Origin of the sequence: Pseudofrankia coriaricola (assembly GCF_032027725.1) — a bacterium.
Classification (GTDB): Bacteria; Actinomycetota; Actinomycetes; order Frankiales; family Frankiaceae; genus Pseudofrankia.
Genome location: NZ_JASNFO010000016.1, coordinates 116,098 through 132,135, shown reverse-complemented (window position 1 = coordinate 132,135; position 16,038 = coordinate 116,098). Strand labels below are relative to the sequence as shown.

The following is a 16,038-nucleotide window of genomic DNA, read 5'->3' as shown; positions in this document are numbered from 1 at the left end:
GGCGGTGTCCGGCGCCGGGCGGCCCGGGCCGGAGCCGGAACCGAGGTGGCGCCCGCGCGGACAACCGCGCGGGCGCCAACGGTCACAGCGTCAGCTGTCGAGCTTCGCGGTCGGTGCGCACACGGGGGTTCCCTCGATGACGTGGAACTCCTGGCCGCTTAGCCGGGCCGCCCAGATGCATGTCTGTGACGGCGCATAGTTGCGGAAGTTGACCTTCAGCGGGGCGAGCAGCCCGTCCGCGTCGAAGTCCTTGATCCCGGCCAGTGCGTTCATGAGCGAGCCCGAGGTGGGGTTGGCACCCGCGGCCTTCAGTCCTGCCGTCGCGGCCGAGGCCATGAGGTAGCCGTTCTGCTGGCCGTAGCTGGGCGGCCCGGTGACCCCGACGGCCGCCAGGTCGTCCGCCCGCTGCTTCGTCGCCGCCGTGTTGGCTTCGGCCGGTTCGCCTGCCGTGTAGAAGTCGACGCCCTGAGCGGCCTGGATGGATGCACTGGACTGCAGCAGGTCACTGCCGTAGCCCGTGGTGAGGAGGATCGACTTCGGACTGACGCCCTGTTCGCGCAGGTTCGCGACCAGCTTGAAGGACTGCGAGGTCGCCAGCGCGGAGAGGACCCCGTCGGCCTGGGCGTTCTTGATTGCGATGGCGACCGGACCGAGGTCGGTCGTGGCATACGTGAGCTGTGTATTGATATAGGTGACCTGGAGGCCGGCCGCCTTACATGAGGCTGCCCAGGACTCGGCGGCGGTCTTCGAGCTGGCGTCGCTCACCCCGAGGACAGCGCAGTTCTTGACGCCCTGTGCCTTCATGTACTGGCCTTGCGCCTTCGGGTAGTTGCTGGAGTTCAGCACGCCGGCCGCGACGAACGTGTTCGAGTACTTTGAATTGCTCCACACGCTGCCGGCCGTGGTTCCGGCGATGACCGGGATGTGCTGCTGCGCGGTGTAAGGGACGACGCCGTCGAACACGGACGACGCCTGCATGATCGCGATCACATGGTCGTTCTGCCACAGCTTCTGCGTCGCTGTGAGCGCGCCGGCCGGCGTCGACGTGGTGTCGCCCATGATGTAGTCGATCTGGTGGCCGTTCACCCCACCGGCGGCGTTGATGCGCTTGAAGTACGCCTCGACGCCCTTCTCGGTCGTCTTGAAGCTCGACGAGGCGGGTCCGGTGACGTCGGCGACGACACCGATCTTGATGGGGTCGCTGTTGCCGGCGCCGGCGGTGGCCGAGCCGCCGCCGTTCCCGGACGAACCTGAGTCGGAGGATCCACAGGCCGCGAGTGTCGCGGAGACGGCTATCGCCGCTAAGCCGGCAAGAATTCGAGATCTCATGTATGCAGCCCTCAGTTTCTTGGTAAGTACGGTGATTCGGTGTTGTATTTTCCGGTGTGGTGAGACAGGAGTAGCTCGATAGACGCCTCTCGCATTTCATCCCTCTCAGCCGAACATTGCTGGGAGTCGGTCAGGGAGTTCGGGGCAGGGAAGCTCGGGGCAACGGATTCCGCTCGCGTGGCCGTGGGGCGGCACCCGGGGGGTGGGCCCCACCCCCCCCCCGCGGGGGGGGCGGGGCCCCCCCCGGGGTGGGGGCCCCCCCGGCGCCGCACTGCGGGTACAGGCCGCTGGCCACGACGGCGACCCGGGCGCCGGGCACCTGGCGGTCGCCGCACTGCCCGCGCAGTTGCAGCGCGGCCTCGTTGAGGAAGCTGACGCCGTGTAGGCGCCCTTCGGCGAGCTGGCCGCCGGCGGTGTTCATGGGGAAGTCGCCGCCGGGCCCGATGCGCGAGCCGTCACCGATCCAGTCGCCGAACTCGCCGCGCCCGCAGGCCCCGAGCGCCTCGATCCAGGACATGGTCACCGAGGTGAAGCCGTCGTACACCTGGGCGACGTCGACGTTCTCCAGCGTGACGGACGAGCGGCGCCACAGCCGGTCGGCGCAGTCGAAGGTGCCGCCATAGAGGTAGTCGTTGTTGAACGTCCAGTCCGCCCCGCGCCCGCTTCCATAGGACATGGCGTCGACCAGCACCGGGGGCTGACGGAGGTCCGCGGCGCGCTCGGCGGTTGTGATCACCGTGGCGACCGCGCCGTTGATCGGGTAGTCGCAGTCCAGGAGGCGGAGCGGCTCGACGACGACGCGAGACGACAGGTAGTCGTCCATCGTGACCGGCTCCCGCAGGACCGCCCGCGGATTGAGCGCCGACCACCGTCGGGCGTTGACCGCGATGTGGCCGAAGTCCTCCTCGGCCCGCGAGTATTCGGCCATCCAGCGACGCTTCTTGAGCGCCATCTCGACCAGGATCCCGCCGAGGTACCCATAGGGGGTGAGGAACTGGTTGCGGCCCGCGACGGTACTCGGGCCGTCGACCACGCCGCCCGTGTGCCCAGCGGCCCGGGTCAGGCACCGGAAGACCAGCGCCGTCTCGCATGCCCCGGAGGCAACGGCCATGACACCGGCCAGCACGCCGCCCAGCCCGGACGGGTTCGTCGGGAGGATGTCGGCGAAGGCCGCGAGATCGGGAACGCCCAGCACGCGGGCGACATCCTGAGCCCCCGGGGACTCGGGCCCGAACTTGTACTCGAAGATCCCGTCCACATCCGTGCCGGACAGCCCCGCGTCGGTGAGGGCGCCCTTCACGGCTTCGAGCAGCAGTACCAGGGGCTCGGGCTCACCGGCCCTCGACAGCTGGGAGTAGCCGACACCGACGACGGCGACGTCGCGTGCGAGCGAGGTCATCGCGAAACCTCCACAAGCCGGAACTGCGGCAGCGTGATCCCCTCACGCTTCTCGTAGACGACCTCGACCGGCTGCCCGCACGAGAGCCGGGTTCCTGGTGTCGCGTCGAGGAGGTTGGCGACCAGACGCAGACCGGACTGTTCGTCCAGCTCGACGAGCGCGATGACGTAGGGGAGCGCGTCGACGAACCCCGCGTGCAGGGGGCGCTCGACCACCGCATAGGAGTAGATCGAGCCGCGACCGCTCACTTCTGCGTGGCCGAAGTGCTCGGACTGGCAGCTCAGACAGCACACATCCGGCGGGAACTGCAACTTCCCGCAGGAGAGGCATTTCTGCATGAGGAGCCTTCCCGCCGCCGCCCCGTCCCAGTAGAAACGGGTTATCTCATCGGGTTGCGGGACCGGGCGGCGGTCGTCCGCAGTCGAGGAAGTCAAGTGCGTCACGGGTCGCCACTCTTTCGATCAGGGAAAAGGAAACCGCGGGATCCGCGACCGGGTCACGTGTCTGGTTCGGCGGCCGTCTACGGGCCGGGACATGCTCGGAGACGAGCCGGCGGAGTCATTCCATCGCCAGCGCTATCTCGTCGAGGAGCGGAAGTATCTCCGAGCTGGGCGCGGTCGGCACGTCGACGAGGACGCGGTGCACGCCGAGCTCTCGATATCCGGCGAACAGGTCGCGCAGCTCGTCAGGCGGAACTGGGGCCTGCATCGCGACGATCTGGGGATCGGCGTCGCGCCCCTTTTCCGTCCACATGGTCCGCAGCCGGGCCAGGTCATCTTCGAGCGTCGGCAGCGAACCCATGGACATCGGTATCCACCCGTCGGCCCAGTCGGCGATCCGCCTGAAGGTCACGTCCACCGCCCTGCCGCCCAGAAGCACCGGTGGATGGGGCTTCTGCGCCGGCTTTGGCCAGGACCAGCTAGGCGGCAGGCGGACGTGCTCGCCCTCGAACGACGCGATGTCGTTGGTCCACAGCGACTTCATGACGCGGATCTTTTCAATGACGACGTCGTGGCGAACCTTGCGGGGGAAGCCGTGGTCCTCGAACTCCTCGACATTCCAGCCGAAACCGACTCCCATGACGAAGCGCCCCCCGGAAATGACGTCCAGGGTCGCAATCGCTTTTGCCAGCGCGATCGGGTCGTGATCGCCCGGAAGGCCGACGCAGGTGCCGACGACGAGCCCGGTACGCGCGGCGACAAAGGCCAGCGCCATGTACGGGTCCCACAGCCGCATGTAGCGATCCGGCATCGGGCCGCCGCCGGGATACGGAGTCGTTCTCGCAGTCGGGATGTGCGTGTGCTCGGGCAGGAAAAGCGAGTCCAGCCCGCGCTGCTCGGCCGCCATAGCGAGGTCGAGCACGGGCATCGAGAGGTCCGTGCCGCCATAGTGCAGACCCACACCCATGTCGGGCGGACTCGGTCGTTTCGGGCTGGACATCGCTTACACCTCTGCCGTCTGTGGTCTATCGGTTTGCGCGTGGCCGGTCGGCGGCCGTGTTGCACGTATCGCGAGCCCGTCGCGGCGGGTCCTGAGGTCAGGGGCGCGGAAAGAAGGACGGTGCCGCGCGGGACACGAGATTCCCCGGGCTGGAATCAGCCGGGCAGATCGGCATACCGAGATCGAGAACTAGGATCCGTAGTCGCTTGTGGCGGCAAGCTCGGCGGCGCCCCGCATGGAATCGAGAATGACCGGTCCGAAGGCGAGCAGCTTCGGGTCGTCCCCGGCACGCTGATAGCCCTGCTCCAAAATGATCGCGAGCTTCCACTGGGCGAGGACGCGGTAGTAGTCGATGTCGTCGACCTGCCGGCCTGACACCTCCACGTAGCGCTCCAGCAGCTGGGTGCGTGACGGCATGCCCGTGGTGTCGACGTAGCCGCCTACGCTCCCGGCACCGCTGCTGGTGTCCTCCGGCCAGGAGTGGACCACCCAGGCCAGGTCGAGCTTGGGGTCACCGATCGTGCCCATTTCCCAGTCGACGATGGCGGCGAGACGCGCGGGTGCGCCGTGCCGGAACATCACGTTGGCGAACTGGTAGTCGCCATGCATGAGGCCCGGGATGTAGTCCAACGGCTTGCGCGTGCGCAGCCACGCCGACGCCTCCCCGAACCCGGGGATGTCGCGAACCTTGATCCGGTTCAGGAACGCCGTCCACCGGTCGACCTGACGCTCGTGGAAGCCGTCGGGGCGGCCCAGATCGTCCAGCCCGCGCGCCTTCCAGTCGAACATCGACATGCGGGCGGCGCCCTCGACCAGCTCGTACGCAAGGTCCTTGCGTGCCTCGAGGTCGTCGGCGAACGGTGCCGGCCAGGCCCCGTCGAGCTGCATGGGCGACCAGCCGTCGACGAACTCCATCAGATAGAACGTCCGACCGAGGACTGTCGGGTCGGTGCACACGCCGACGGCCCTGGTGTGCGCGACGTCGCTGCCATCGAGAGCCGCGATGATGCGCCATTCGCGCAGGATTCCGTTGTCGCGGTCGGCCGAGGCGGTCGGCGGCGGGATGCGCATCGCGCAGTGCTGGTCACCCCGCCGGATCTCGTAGATCTCGTTCTGGCTGCCGCCGGAGATGTAGCGGAACTCCAGGGGAGCCCCGGTCCCGAGGCCCTGGGAGTCCATCCACGAGGCGAGTGCCTTGGCGGTGTCCTGCGTCAGCGTGGTCTCGTCGGTGGTGGTCACAGGTTCCCCACCTCGAGCTCGAGTAGATCGGCGAACTTCCGCTGGGCCGCGTCGATCTTTCCGGGGATCCACTCGCTGGGCCACATGCCGCTGGCGGGGCTGTAGTCGCGCAGGACCTGGCGCGCGACGGTCACCTTGTGGACCTCGGTCGGGCCGTCAGCCAGCCCCATCATGGCGGCGGCGTGGATGTAGTGGAACAGCGGCATCTCGTTGGTCGTGCCGAGCGCGCCGTGGACCTGCATCGCCCGCCATGCGATGTCGTGCAGCACCGCGGGCATGACGACCTTCGCCGTTGCGATGTCCTTACGCACCCGGTTGTAGTCGTTGTACCGGTCGATCTCCCAGGCCGTGTACAGAACGAACAGTCGAAACTGGGTGAGCTGGGCGTACGAGTCGGCGATGAAGCCCTGCACGAACTGCTTGTCCGCCAGCGGGCTGCCCTGGGTCCTGCGGCTGAGTGCCCGCTCGCACATCATGTCGAAGGCCTTCTTGGCCAGACCGATGGTGCGCATCGCGTGGTGGATCCGGCCGCCGCCGAGCCGGGTCTGCGCGACCGCGAAGGCCTCGCCCTCCTCGCCGAGGAGGGCGTCTGCCGGAACGCGCGCGTCCTCGTAGTGGATCAGTGCGTGGTAGCCCTCGTTCATGGGCTCGCCGTAGAGGCCGACGTTGCGGACGATGTTGACGCCGGGGATGTCCGTGGGAACCAGGAACATCGACATTCCCCGGTAGGGGCTGACGTCCGGGTTCGTCACCACCATGACGATCAGGAACGACGCCGTCTTGGCGTTGGACGAGAAGTACTTCCAGCCGTTGATGATCCACTCGTCGCCGTCCTGGACGGCGCGGCAGGTGAACTGGGTCGGGTCCGCGCCGCCGTGCGGCTCGGTCATCGAGTAGCTGGAGAAGCACTCGCCGTTCAGGAGCGGTTGCAGGTATTTGTCCTTCTGCTCCTGGGTGCCGTAGTGGGCGATGATCTCGGCGTTGCCGGTGTCGGGCGCCTGGGTGCCGAAGACGACCGAGGCCCAGAGCGTGCGGCCCAGGATCTCGTTGAGCAGCGCCAGCTTCAACTGGCCGAACCCTTGACCGCCGAGCTCGGGGGAGAGGTGCGTGGCCCACAACCCCTGGCGCCGGACCTCCTCCTTCAGCGGGTCGATGACGCGGCGCATCTCGTCCGTCGCCGGGTCGAACTGCTGGTGCGGAAAGACGTGGTCGAGCGGTTCCACCTCCTCCCGGACGAACTCGTCGGCCCAGTCCAGTTTCTTCTGGTATTCCGGGTCGGTTTCGAAGTCCCATGCCATATGTCTTCAACCCGTCTACTCGCGGCAGCTCAGCTGACGACGCCGCTGATCTTTAGGTCGATGATCTGGTCCCAGTCGGCTCCGAGCTCCTGGAGGACCTCGTCCGTGTGCTCACCGGCCGACGGCGCTGGCGAGACCGCCGGCGGCTGCCCGTCGAACTGGGCGGGACCGATGACGAGCCGGTGGGTGCTCCCGCCGTGGTCGATTTCCGGGATATAGCCGTTGGCGACGACTTGGGGGTCATTGAGGAGTTCTCGGGCGGACTGTACGACCGCCCACACACCGTCCAGACCGTCGAGCTTCCTGCGCCATTCGGTGAGGGGCCGGGCCGCGAAGACGGCGTCCAGCTCCGCCATGCACGCCTTCAGATTGGCCGCGCGGTCGACGGCCGTCGCGAAACGGCTGTCGTCGACGAGGTCGGGGCGGTCGATGTGCGCGCAGAACTCGGGCCAGTGGCGGTCCGCTTGAAGCATCGCGAACCATATCCATCGTCCGTCGGCTGTCCGGAAGCAGCTGGTGAGCGGGTTGACCTGTGTTTCTCGGCGTAGTTGTGGCAGACCGTCGGGAGTCAGCGCCGCGGCGCAGACGTCCGGTCCCATGACCCACGCCGCCGTCCCGAGGAGAGAGACGTCGATGACCGAAGGTTCGCCGTGCCGCTCCCGGCCGAACAGGGCCGCGGCGATGGCGCCTGCCAGTGACAGCCCGCTGATGCCGTCACCGATCGACGGGCGCGGGCCGACCGGCGACGTTGCCTCCGGCGGGGTGAGGTGGTGCGCGACGGCTCCTCGTGCCCAGAACAGCGCGGAGTCGTAGCCGCCTCGATCGCGTTCTGGGCCTCGGTCGCCGGCGCCGTGCGACCGGGCATAGATGATGTTCGGGTTGATCGCGCGGACATCGTCGACGTCCAGCCGCAGGCGCGCCCGCACCTGTGGCAGGAAACTCGTGACGAAGACGTCCGCCTCGCGGATCAGGCGATCCAGGACCTCCCGTCCCTCCGGCCTGGCCAGGTCGACACCCAGACTGCGTTTGCCATGGTTCGCCTGCTCGAACATGAAGTTGATCCCGAACTCGCCGGGCAAAACACCCGAGGTCGTCAGCCCGCGCAGGGGATCACCGTGGAGCGGATGCTCGATCTTGACGACGTCGGCGCCCCATTCACCGAGCAACGTCGCCGCGGACGGCGCGAGCCACCATTGCGCAACCTCGACGACCTTGACGCCGCGCAGGACGTCTCGCACTACGACCCGCTCCCCGCGGCGGCCCGCAGGTGCTTGGTCGACCGAATGCTGACGTCCCAGCGTTCGGCCTCCGTTCGCAGTGCGCCTACGGTCGCGCGGTCGCGCGGGATGTGAGCGAACGGGTCGAAGCTGAAATGCCGCAGGGCGTTCAGGTGGGTGATCTTGTTGATCTCCTCGTCGGACAGGCCGGTCAGCTGGTCCGCGACGCGTTCGGGTGAGTGCGGCCAGGTCGTGTCCGAATGCGGGTAGTCACACTCCCACGTGATGTTGTCGAGGTTCATGTGGTGGCGGTTCTCGACGCCGACGTAGTCGTCGATGAAGCAGAGGATGACGTGCTCGTTGAACACTTCCGATGGCAATTTGCCACCCAGGTCCATCCCCGACCAGTGCTTGGTGTGTCGATAGATGTAGTCGACCCGCTCGGTGAAGTACGGGATCCAGCCGATCCCGCCCTCGGAGAGCGCAACCTTGAGCGTGGGGAACCGCCGGAACAGCGGGCTCCAGATGAGGTCGGCCGCGGCTTCGATCAGGTTCACCGGCGACAGCGAGTAGATGCACTCGATCGGCGCTTCGGGCGACGTCGTGGGCACCGTTGAGGACGAACCCAGGTGCATGCACACCACGGTGCCCTCGTCGGCGCAGGCGGCGAAGAACGGGTCCCAGTAATCGGTGTAGATGCTCGGCAGGCCGAGGGCGTAGGGGTTCGACGAGAACGTGACCGCGTGGCAGCCCTTGCGGGCGACCCGGCGGACTTCCTCGGCCGACGCCACCGCATCCCACATCATGGGCAGTGCCAGGGGAACGATGCGGCCGGGGTAGGTTCCAGCCCACTCGTCGATGTGCCAGTCGTTGTAGGCGCGTACCATGGCCGCGGCCTGCTCGCGGTCCGAGCCGGCCTCGGCAAAGAGCTGACCGCAGAATCGCGGGAACGAGGGAAAGCACATCGAGCTGAGCACCCCGTTCGCGTTCATGTCCATCACGCGCGCGTGGATGTCGTAACAGCCGGGCCGGATTTCCTCGATCGACGTGGGTTCCCATCCGTATTCGTCCATGGGACGGCCAGCGACCGCGTTGAGTGCGACGTTCGGGATCTCCTGGCCCTCGTAGCGCCACGCCATCGTGCCGTCATCTCGACGCACGAACAGCGGCGCCTTGTCCGCGTACTTGGCCGGTAACCGCCCTTTGAAGAGGTGCGCCGGCTCGACGACGTGATCGTCGACACTCACGAGAATGAGATCATCTGCATCCATTGCGCGCTCCTAGCGTTGTTCCACCGGGCACTGCGCGAGTCATGCGTGCGCCTCGGCCGAGGAGGCCACGTCAGGCACGTGCGGTCCGGCTCCGACGACCGTCGGCTCCATGGCGAGACGTTGCCGAGAACTATACGATCGTCGTTACCGTATGGCTTACTGTTGACATCCTGGCCGTGGGGTGGCTCGCTGTCAATCCAGTGGGGCCGACGAGTATGCGAGCTTGGCGCTGGAGGTAGCCAGGAACGACTACCTCAACGCCACGACGATCCGCATCGACGGGGCGCAGCGCTTCAACCTCTAGGCCGGGTTCGTCCGGTTGCGCGAGACGTTTTGGTGCCCATCGCGCGGATACTGCCTGACTGGCTTCGGCAGGTTGGCCCGGTTCACCGGGCCAACCTGCCGACGATCACCGGTGCGGTCGCGGTGATCCGGCCGAGGTGGTCCGGCATTCGACGGCGGGACCTGCCAAGACGGATCTCACCTGGCCACCGAGGGTGCCCGCTTGACACGACACAGTGGTACCGCGCGCGGCTCGATGGGAACCGACCGACGTCGACATGTTCCGCGTCAGGATGCGGCGGTCCCACCGGTCTTTTCCGCGAGGAGAGCCTCGAAACCGCAGACGAGTCTGGCCATGCCGAACTCGAAATCCTCGTTGGTCGTACCGGCCAGAGGGTGCCGGTCGAGCTGGCTGTCGAGCAGTGGCATCGAGGACCAGTCACTCATGATGCGCCGCTGGCCGATGTCCAGCGTCGGTGAGTTGCTGAGCCGAAGAATCCGGTCGTGCAGGGTGATGCCCCGCGTGTAGACCGACGCCGCGTTGTGTATAAGGAGCGCGTCCTCGGTGGTGAAGCCGGCCTCGACGAGCCGGGAAACGATGGCCTCGATCACCTGGAACAGGCGTCGCGCTGTATCGCGGGTCCAGGTGGAGGTCCGAACCAGCAACAGGTCCGCGAGCAGGTGGTCGTTCGCGTAGATCTTGCGTTCGTTCCGGAAGTGTTCGAGCAGCATGTCCTGCCACGGCTGGTTGCCGCTGATTGGTGGGAGCTGCGCGAGGTAGGTCTCCGCAGCGACGTCAGTCATCCGGTTGAGCAGCTCCTCTTTCTTACGGAAATGCCAGTAGAGACTGGTCACTCCGACGTCGAGGTGCTCCGCGAGGGCCGGCATGCTGAGCTGATCGAGTGAGGTCTCGCGCGCGATCTCGAACGCACCGGCAACGATGTCGTCAGGCTGGATCGACCCGCGCTGACGGCGTCGGCGCGGGGCAGTCTTGGGCACCGGTACTCTTCCTCTCGGGTGGACGCGGGCGTGAGCCGTCTCGTAACACCAACAGTATAGGCCTACAATAAGGTTCACTGTCGACCCAGACGATTGTGACGAACGGGTCACGCCCGCGGCCTGACGCAATGGCGGGACCGTTGCGCTCCGATCGCACCTACGCCGCGTGGATGGTTACGCGACGTCGGCCGTGGCGGCATCACCGAGGTAGCGCGCGAGTACCTCGTTCTTGGCCTCGACGCTCGCACCCTGCCAGGCGACCTGCCCGCGGGACAGCAGTACGGCACGGTCGGCGAACTTCAATGCGCGGTGCACGAACTGCTCGATGATGACGATCGTGACGTCCTGCTGCTTGAGCCGGTCGAGTGATTCGAAGACCAGTTCCACGGCTCGAGGTGCCAATCCGAGGGACAGCTCGTCGGCGATGATCACCTTTGGTTCGACGATCAGAGCTCGGCACAGCGACAGCATCTGCTGCTCGCCGCCGGAGAGCATTCCGGCCTTCATGCCGCGCCGGGCCGCCAGAGGCGGGAAGATCTCCATCCCCCGAGCAATCGCCTCGCGGCGCGCCGAGCGGGGGAGCAACCCGGAGGCGAGGCGCAGGTTCTCGAGGACGGACAGCGTCGGGAAGATGCCGCGACCCTCGGGCAGGTACACCAGACCGCCCTGGCGGATGCGGTGCGGCGGCCGTTTGACGATGTCGACACCGTCGAACGCGACAGTCCCCGCGGCTGCCGGAACCAGGCCACTGACCGCCCGGGCCAGCGTGCTCTTGCCTGCGCCGTTTGGGCCGAGCACAGCCAGGGCCGAGCCGTTCGGAACGTCGATGCTGACGTTCTGCAAGGCCAGGGCGGGACCGTATGTGACCCGTAGGTCCTTGACCGATAGCAAGGCTGAGGACGTGGTCATGACACCACCTCCGGCGCTTGGGGCTGGACCGTGATCTCGGCTGGCCCGCGGCCGATCGCTCCTTCGTCGCCGAGGTAGGCCGCACGAACCGCCTTGTTGCTGCGTATCTCCGCGGGGGTGCCCTCCCCGATCTTGGTTCCGAAGTCGAGCACGTGGATGCGGCTGCACAGGCCCATCACCATGGCCACGTCGTGCTCCACCAGCAACAGCGACACCCCTTGGCGTTCGACCGCCATGCGGAAGACCTGGACGACCTGCTCGGTCTCCTGGTCGTCGAGTCCGGACGACGGCTCGTCGAGCAAGAGGACCTTCGGGTTCGTGGCGAGGGCGCGCGCGATCTCGACGAGGCGCAGCATTCCCAGCGACAGCCCGGCCACCGGGCGATCGGCGAGATCGCCCAGGTTCAAGGCGTCGAGCAGGAGCGCGACCTGCTCGGTCTCGGCTCTGTCGGCGGGGCGGAACCCACGGGCGGTGACCATGTCGGTCCAGATCCGCCGGCGCCGGGTGGCGACCCGGTAGGCGAGCTGGATGTGCTCGCGCACGGTCAGGCCGGCGAACACCTCGGGGCGTTGGAAAGTTCGGGCCAGGCCGAGCCGGGCCCGACGGGCCGCCGGCAGGCCCGTGATGTCCCTGCCTTCGAAACGCACGCGGCCGGCGTTCGGGCGGTGCAGGCCGGAGAGCACAGAGAACAGCGTGCTCTTGCCGGCCCCGTTCGGCCCGACCAGTCCGATGATCGTGGACGGGGGGACGTCTACCGAGACGGAGTTCACCGCGACCACGGCGCCGAACCTGACCGTCACGTCGCGGCATTCCAGTACGGGGGCCGGGCTGCGCGTGGTGGCTGTCATCGGGTTGCCCCCAGTGCGTGTTGGGCGACACCGGAGGTATCCGTCGTCGGTCCGTCGCCGCCGCCGGGCGGATCGGGCTCGGTGGATCCTCGTCGACTGGCCACCTTGCCGATGAGCGCTTGGATATGGCGGGCATACTGCGCCACCACGCCGTCGGGGTCGATCGCCAGACCGACCGCACCGAGGCCAAAAAGCAGGGTCGGCACATTGCCCCAGCTTGTCGGCAGGTACGTCTGGAAGATGCCGGGCGTCAGGGTGAACATCAGACCGGCCAGCAGCGCCGCCGTGATCGACCGCAGTCCGACGGTCACAAGGACGGCAAGCCAGACGAGCCCACCAAAGGTGGCATAGGTGGTGGGCAGCGCGGACTGGTAGTTCAGCGCCACGAGGCTGCCCCCCACAGCCGCGATGAAGGTGCTGATCGCCGAGACCAGCAGCTTCATGCCGAGCAGGCTCAACCCGACGGTCCGCGCCCCGGGCTCGCTGTACCGGACGGCGGCAAGTGCCTGACCGGTGGTCGAGCGCCGCAAATTGACCACGAAGATGGCGATGATGACGAAGACGGCGAGCGTCAGATACGCGAAGGCCCGGTCGTCGACCGCGAAGCCCGGCCGGCTCACGGGCACACCGACGCCGTCCTGGTAGAAGGTCTGGCGGGTGAAGATCAGGTTGTCCGCCAGCATGCCCACGGTCAGGGAGACCAGGGCGACGTAGAGGTTGCCCAGGCGGATCGTCAGCAAGCCCACCACGACGCCGATCGGTGTCGCGATCACGGCGCCGAGCAGGGCCGCGAGCAACGGGTGCATGCCATGGTTGGTGGCGAACTGCGCCGTGACCACGGCCCCGCAGCCGGCGAAGGCGGCCTGACAGAGCCAGATCATGCCGCCCTCACCGACCACGACGGTGAACGACAGGAACACCACGCCGAACGCGAGACCGCCCGCGAGCAGGGTCAGCCAGTAGCCCTCGAGGACGAGCGGGAGCAGCGCGACGATCCCGATGATGATCACCGGCCCGAGCATGTAGAGCGACCACCCGGTGCGGCTCTTGACCACCGCCGCTGCGGCCGAGGCGCTGGCGGAGTCACCTCCCGTCGGCCGGATCGCCTGGTCCAGCGCGCCTCCGGTGGCGGACCCATCGTGGATCTTTCCGCTTGCCAGGATGTAGGCCAGCAGGAAGGCGGCCATGACGAACGTCGGGATGCTGACGAGGATCGCGTGCGTCAGCGAGCTGTTGGCCGGCAGGTACTTCTGGATCACGTCGGTGACGATGCCCATCGCCATGGCGACCCCGACGGCCACCGGCAGGTTGCGAAGCCTGGCCGCGACGACCGCGGCGAAGGCCGCGGCCATCAACTGGGTCATGCCGTCCGGCGTGAGGCCCTTCGACGGAGCGACGAGGACACCGGCGAAGCCAGCCAGCGTGGTCGTCACCATCCAGACGCACAGCGAGATTCGCGTCGGGCTCACCCCCGACAGCGAGGTGAGCGCCTCGCTGTCGACCATGGCCCGCACCCTCAGGCCGACATCGGTGAACTGAAGTACCAGCGTGCCGAGAACGACGACGACCAGGACGCTGACGAGCGCGATGACCTCATTGAGGTTGAGCGGGGCGCCGAAGACTCTGTACACGCGCACCGGCTCCGAGGCCAGACCCGGCGCCGAGTCGATCGTGGCGTTGCCGAACACCATCAGAGCGAGGGCCGGCAGGGCCACCGACACGCCGATGCAGGTCACGATCTTGATTAGCTGACTCGCCAGCCGCAGATGGCGGAACAGTGCGAGATAGAGGAACGCCCCCAGGGCCGGCCCTGCCAGGAAGACGGCGACGACGACGGCCGGAATCTGGCTCCACCCGTGTTCGGTGTTCAGGTAGTAGTAGAACCGCGCAAGAAAATAGGCTAAGGATCCGAATGCGAAGTTGAGGACGCCAGACGATACGTATGTGACAACGATTCCGGATACCGAGATCGCATAGATGGAGCCCAGCGCGACCCCGGCGTAGATGTAAGCAAGCACCCCAGGTCCTCGGTCTGTCGGCGTGTTGTCCTACATGGCTCCCGCGAGCGAACAAATTCGCCGGAGCTGGATACTGTACCTCCAACAGTAAGTGATCCGGGATGGTCTGGTGTGAGGACTATAGGGACGCCCGAAGTGGGTGTCAACTGGGCCACATCGGGACGGGGACCGCCGGCGAGGGCGACCGTCGAGGCTGGTCAGGGCTTGCGCCCGTGCGCCCGGACGGCCTGGACGCCCGCCGGACGGAGGGAAGGGCGGCTCTGAGGGGCCTGGTCGTTTCGGTCGTGGCCCGTGGCTCACCGAACCCGCGGGCCTGCGGTCCGGTTCGCGACACGAGTGTGGAGACGCTGCCGGGTGGATGACGGGCATTGGCTGCCATGGCGGCCGTGGCCGGGCGCCTGCGAACGGCCAGGAGTCGAGTCGCGAGGTGCCATGTCGGGCGACATCAGGGCGTCGGTGACCATGGAGACGACGAACTGGCCGGCGGGTCCGCGAGGCCGTATTACGAAATTAGGGCTGAATTCCGTAGAGCCAAGGAATTGCCGAGGCCGTAATCGGGCCGAACGCCGGATAATGTCGCCGCCTGCCGTGTCGGTCGGGCCGCTTCACGATTGGATCGATCCGCCGGAACCAGGCGATCCTGATGCGTGGACCGTGACCGTGCCACCAGCCCGCTTCGCCTCGTACATCGCCAGATCCGCCTGGTGCAGCACCATCTCCGGATCGGCTGCCACATCGGGCTCAACCACGGTCAGCCCGACACTTCCGCGTACCGAGTGCGGTGCTCCGGCCAGCAGCCAGGTAGTTGCAACGGCCTCGGCGATCCGGCATCCGAGCTGCTTCGGGTCCTCGGCGCTGCCGTCGAACAGGATCGCGAACTCATCGCCGCCCAGCCGAGCCACGGTGTCCACGCGGCGGACAGCGCGCACGAGTCGGGACGAGGTCAGCCTCAGGAGCTCGTCGCCGGCTGCATGCCCGAGCACGTCGTTGACCTTCTTGAAGTCGTCGAGATCGCAAAACAGTAGAATCAGTGGCTGCGGACCGGGGTCGCGAGCGCGCCGGTCGACGGCATGCCGCAGCCGGTCGTTGAACAGAGCCCGGTTCGCCAGCCCGGTCAGCGGGTCATGGAACGCCTGGTACAACAGCTGACGTTGGCTGGTCCGATAGCGAGCCAGCAGGCTTGCGTTGTCCCACAGCGTCAACACCTGCCGCACCAACGCCAGTACCAGGATGCTGACGAGCGCGACCATCTCTGCGCGTGGTATCGGCGCCGCGGTCGCCAACTGCACCACGGTGAGCAGGCCAAGCCCACCCAAGGGCAGATAAGGCAGCACGATGTGCAATAGCTGCAGGCGACCTGGCCGGTCGTCTGCTCCGCCCTCGTTCGGATCGGCGGCGGTCGGTCCGGCGCGTCGAGGAGGTGCGACCGCGGCCAGCCCGATCAGCAGCATCGCCGCTACAAAACCCGTTGGGATGGGTGGTGGCACGACCGCCCAATGCCGGACGGCGGCTGCGACGTAGACGACGGCCACGAGCGTGAGCAGAGCCATGCCGGCCGCGAGCAGGCCGAACGCGGGCCAGCAGTGAGGACGCCGGAAGGCACCGAGCAGGAACACAAGTACCAACAAGGCCAAGGCGCTCAGCGAGAAGCTCCACAAGGTCAGGACAGAGTCCAGGCTGTACTGACCGTGCAGCACAGCGGGGGCCAGGACCAGCTCCCACGTGAGCAGTGCGAGTGCGCTGACCATGAGCAGGCTGTCCAAGATGGTCACCGCCAGCCACCGTCGGC

The 16,038-nt window shown here is 67.3% G+C and carries 13 protein-coding genes; all 13 read right to left on the bottom strand.

What is annotated here, in order from left to right; translation table 11 throughout:
• Positions 1-90: 90 nt before the first annotated feature.
• The 13 genes from QOZ89_RS09990 to QOZ89_RS09930 all read right to left on the bottom strand — a co-directional run bounded on the left by QOZ89_RS09990 (position 91) and on the right by QOZ89_RS09930 (position 16,012).
• A complete protein-coding gene (locus tag QOZ89_RS09990) occupies positions 91-1,329 on the bottom strand; it encodes an ABC transporter substrate-binding protein (protein WP_312623602.1) in 1,239 nt (412 codons plus the stop codon).
• A gap of 130 nt (positions 1,330-1,459) precedes the next feature.
• On the bottom strand, positions 1,460-2,728 hold the full coding sequence (locus tag QOZ89_RS09985; protein ID WP_312623601.1) for a thiolase C-terminal domain-containing protein: 1,269 nt from the start codon (positions 2,726-2,728) through the stop codon (positions 1,460-1,462).
• Complete coding sequence (locus tag QOZ89_RS09980; RefSeq protein WP_083419290.1) at positions 2,725-3,171, bottom strand: Zn-ribbon domain-containing OB-fold protein; 447 nt, start codon at positions 3,169-3,171, stop codon at positions 2,725-2,727. Before QOZ89_RS09980 ends, QOZ89_RS09985 begins: the two co-directional genes overlap by 4 nt.
• A 115-nt stretch (positions 3,172-3,286) precedes the next feature.
• Positions 3,287-4,096, bottom strand: coding sequence for an LLM class F420-dependent oxidoreductase (locus tag QOZ89_RS09975; protein ID WP_312623600.1), 810 nt, complete (start codon positions 4,094-4,096; stop codon positions 3,287-3,289).
• Positions 4,097-4,357: 261 nt separating this feature from the next.
• A complete protein-coding gene (locus tag QOZ89_RS09970) occupies positions 4,358-5,347 on the bottom strand; it encodes a phosphotransferase family protein (protein ID WP_312623604.1) in 990 nt (329 codons plus the stop codon).
• Between the two features lie 56 nt (positions 5,348-5,403).
• Positions 5,404-6,705, bottom strand: coding sequence for an acyl-CoA dehydrogenase family protein (locus tag QOZ89_RS09965; protein WP_312623599.1), 1,302 nt, complete (start codon positions 6,703-6,705; stop codon positions 5,404-5,406).
• Between the two features lie 29 nt (positions 6,706-6,734).
• Positions 6,735-7,943 carry a CaiB/BaiF CoA transferase family protein gene (locus QOZ89_RS09960; protein WP_071051303.1) on the bottom strand — a complete coding sequence of 403 codons (1,209 nt, stop codon included), beginning with the start codon at positions 7,941-7,943 and terminating at the stop codon, positions 6,735-6,737.
• Entirely contained in the window at positions 7,943-9,193 is a 1,251-nt protein-coding gene (locus QOZ89_RS09955) for an amidohydrolase family protein (protein ID WP_071051302.1), read from the bottom strand. Before QOZ89_RS09955 ends, QOZ89_RS09960 begins: the two co-directional genes overlap by 1 nt.
• 570 nt (positions 9,194-9,763) lie before the next feature.
• On the bottom strand, positions 9,764-10,474 hold the full coding sequence (locus tag QOZ89_RS09950) for a TetR/AcrR family transcriptional regulator (protein ID WP_071051301.1): 711 nt from the start codon (positions 10,472-10,474) through the stop codon (positions 9,764-9,766).
• Positions 10,475-10,648: 174 nt separating this feature from the next.
• On the bottom strand, positions 10,649-11,383 hold the full coding sequence (locus QOZ89_RS09945) for an ABC transporter ATP-binding protein (RefSeq protein ID WP_071051300.1): 735 nt from the start codon (positions 11,381-11,383) through the stop codon (positions 10,649-10,651).
• On the bottom strand, positions 11,380-12,231 hold the full coding sequence (locus QOZ89_RS09940) for an ABC transporter ATP-binding protein (protein ID WP_071051299.1): 852 nt from the start codon (positions 12,229-12,231) through the stop codon (positions 11,380-11,382). The genes QOZ89_RS09945 and QOZ89_RS09940 overlap by 4 nt, the downstream gene beginning before the upstream one ends.
• Positions 12,228-14,249: an ABC transporter permease gene (locus tag QOZ89_RS09935; RefSeq protein ID WP_071051298.1), complete on the bottom strand. Its 2,022-nt coding sequence runs from the start codon at positions 14,247-14,249 to the stop codon at positions 12,228-12,230. The genes QOZ89_RS09940 and QOZ89_RS09935 overlap by 4 nt, the downstream gene beginning before the upstream one ends.
• A gap of 605 nt (positions 14,250-14,854) precedes the next feature.
• Positions 14,855-16,012: a diguanylate cyclase domain-containing protein gene (locus QOZ89_RS09930; RefSeq protein ID WP_312623598.1), complete on the bottom strand. Its 1,158-nt coding sequence runs from the start codon at positions 16,010-16,012 to the stop codon at positions 14,855-14,857.
• Positions 16,013-16,038: the final 26 nt, after the last annotated feature.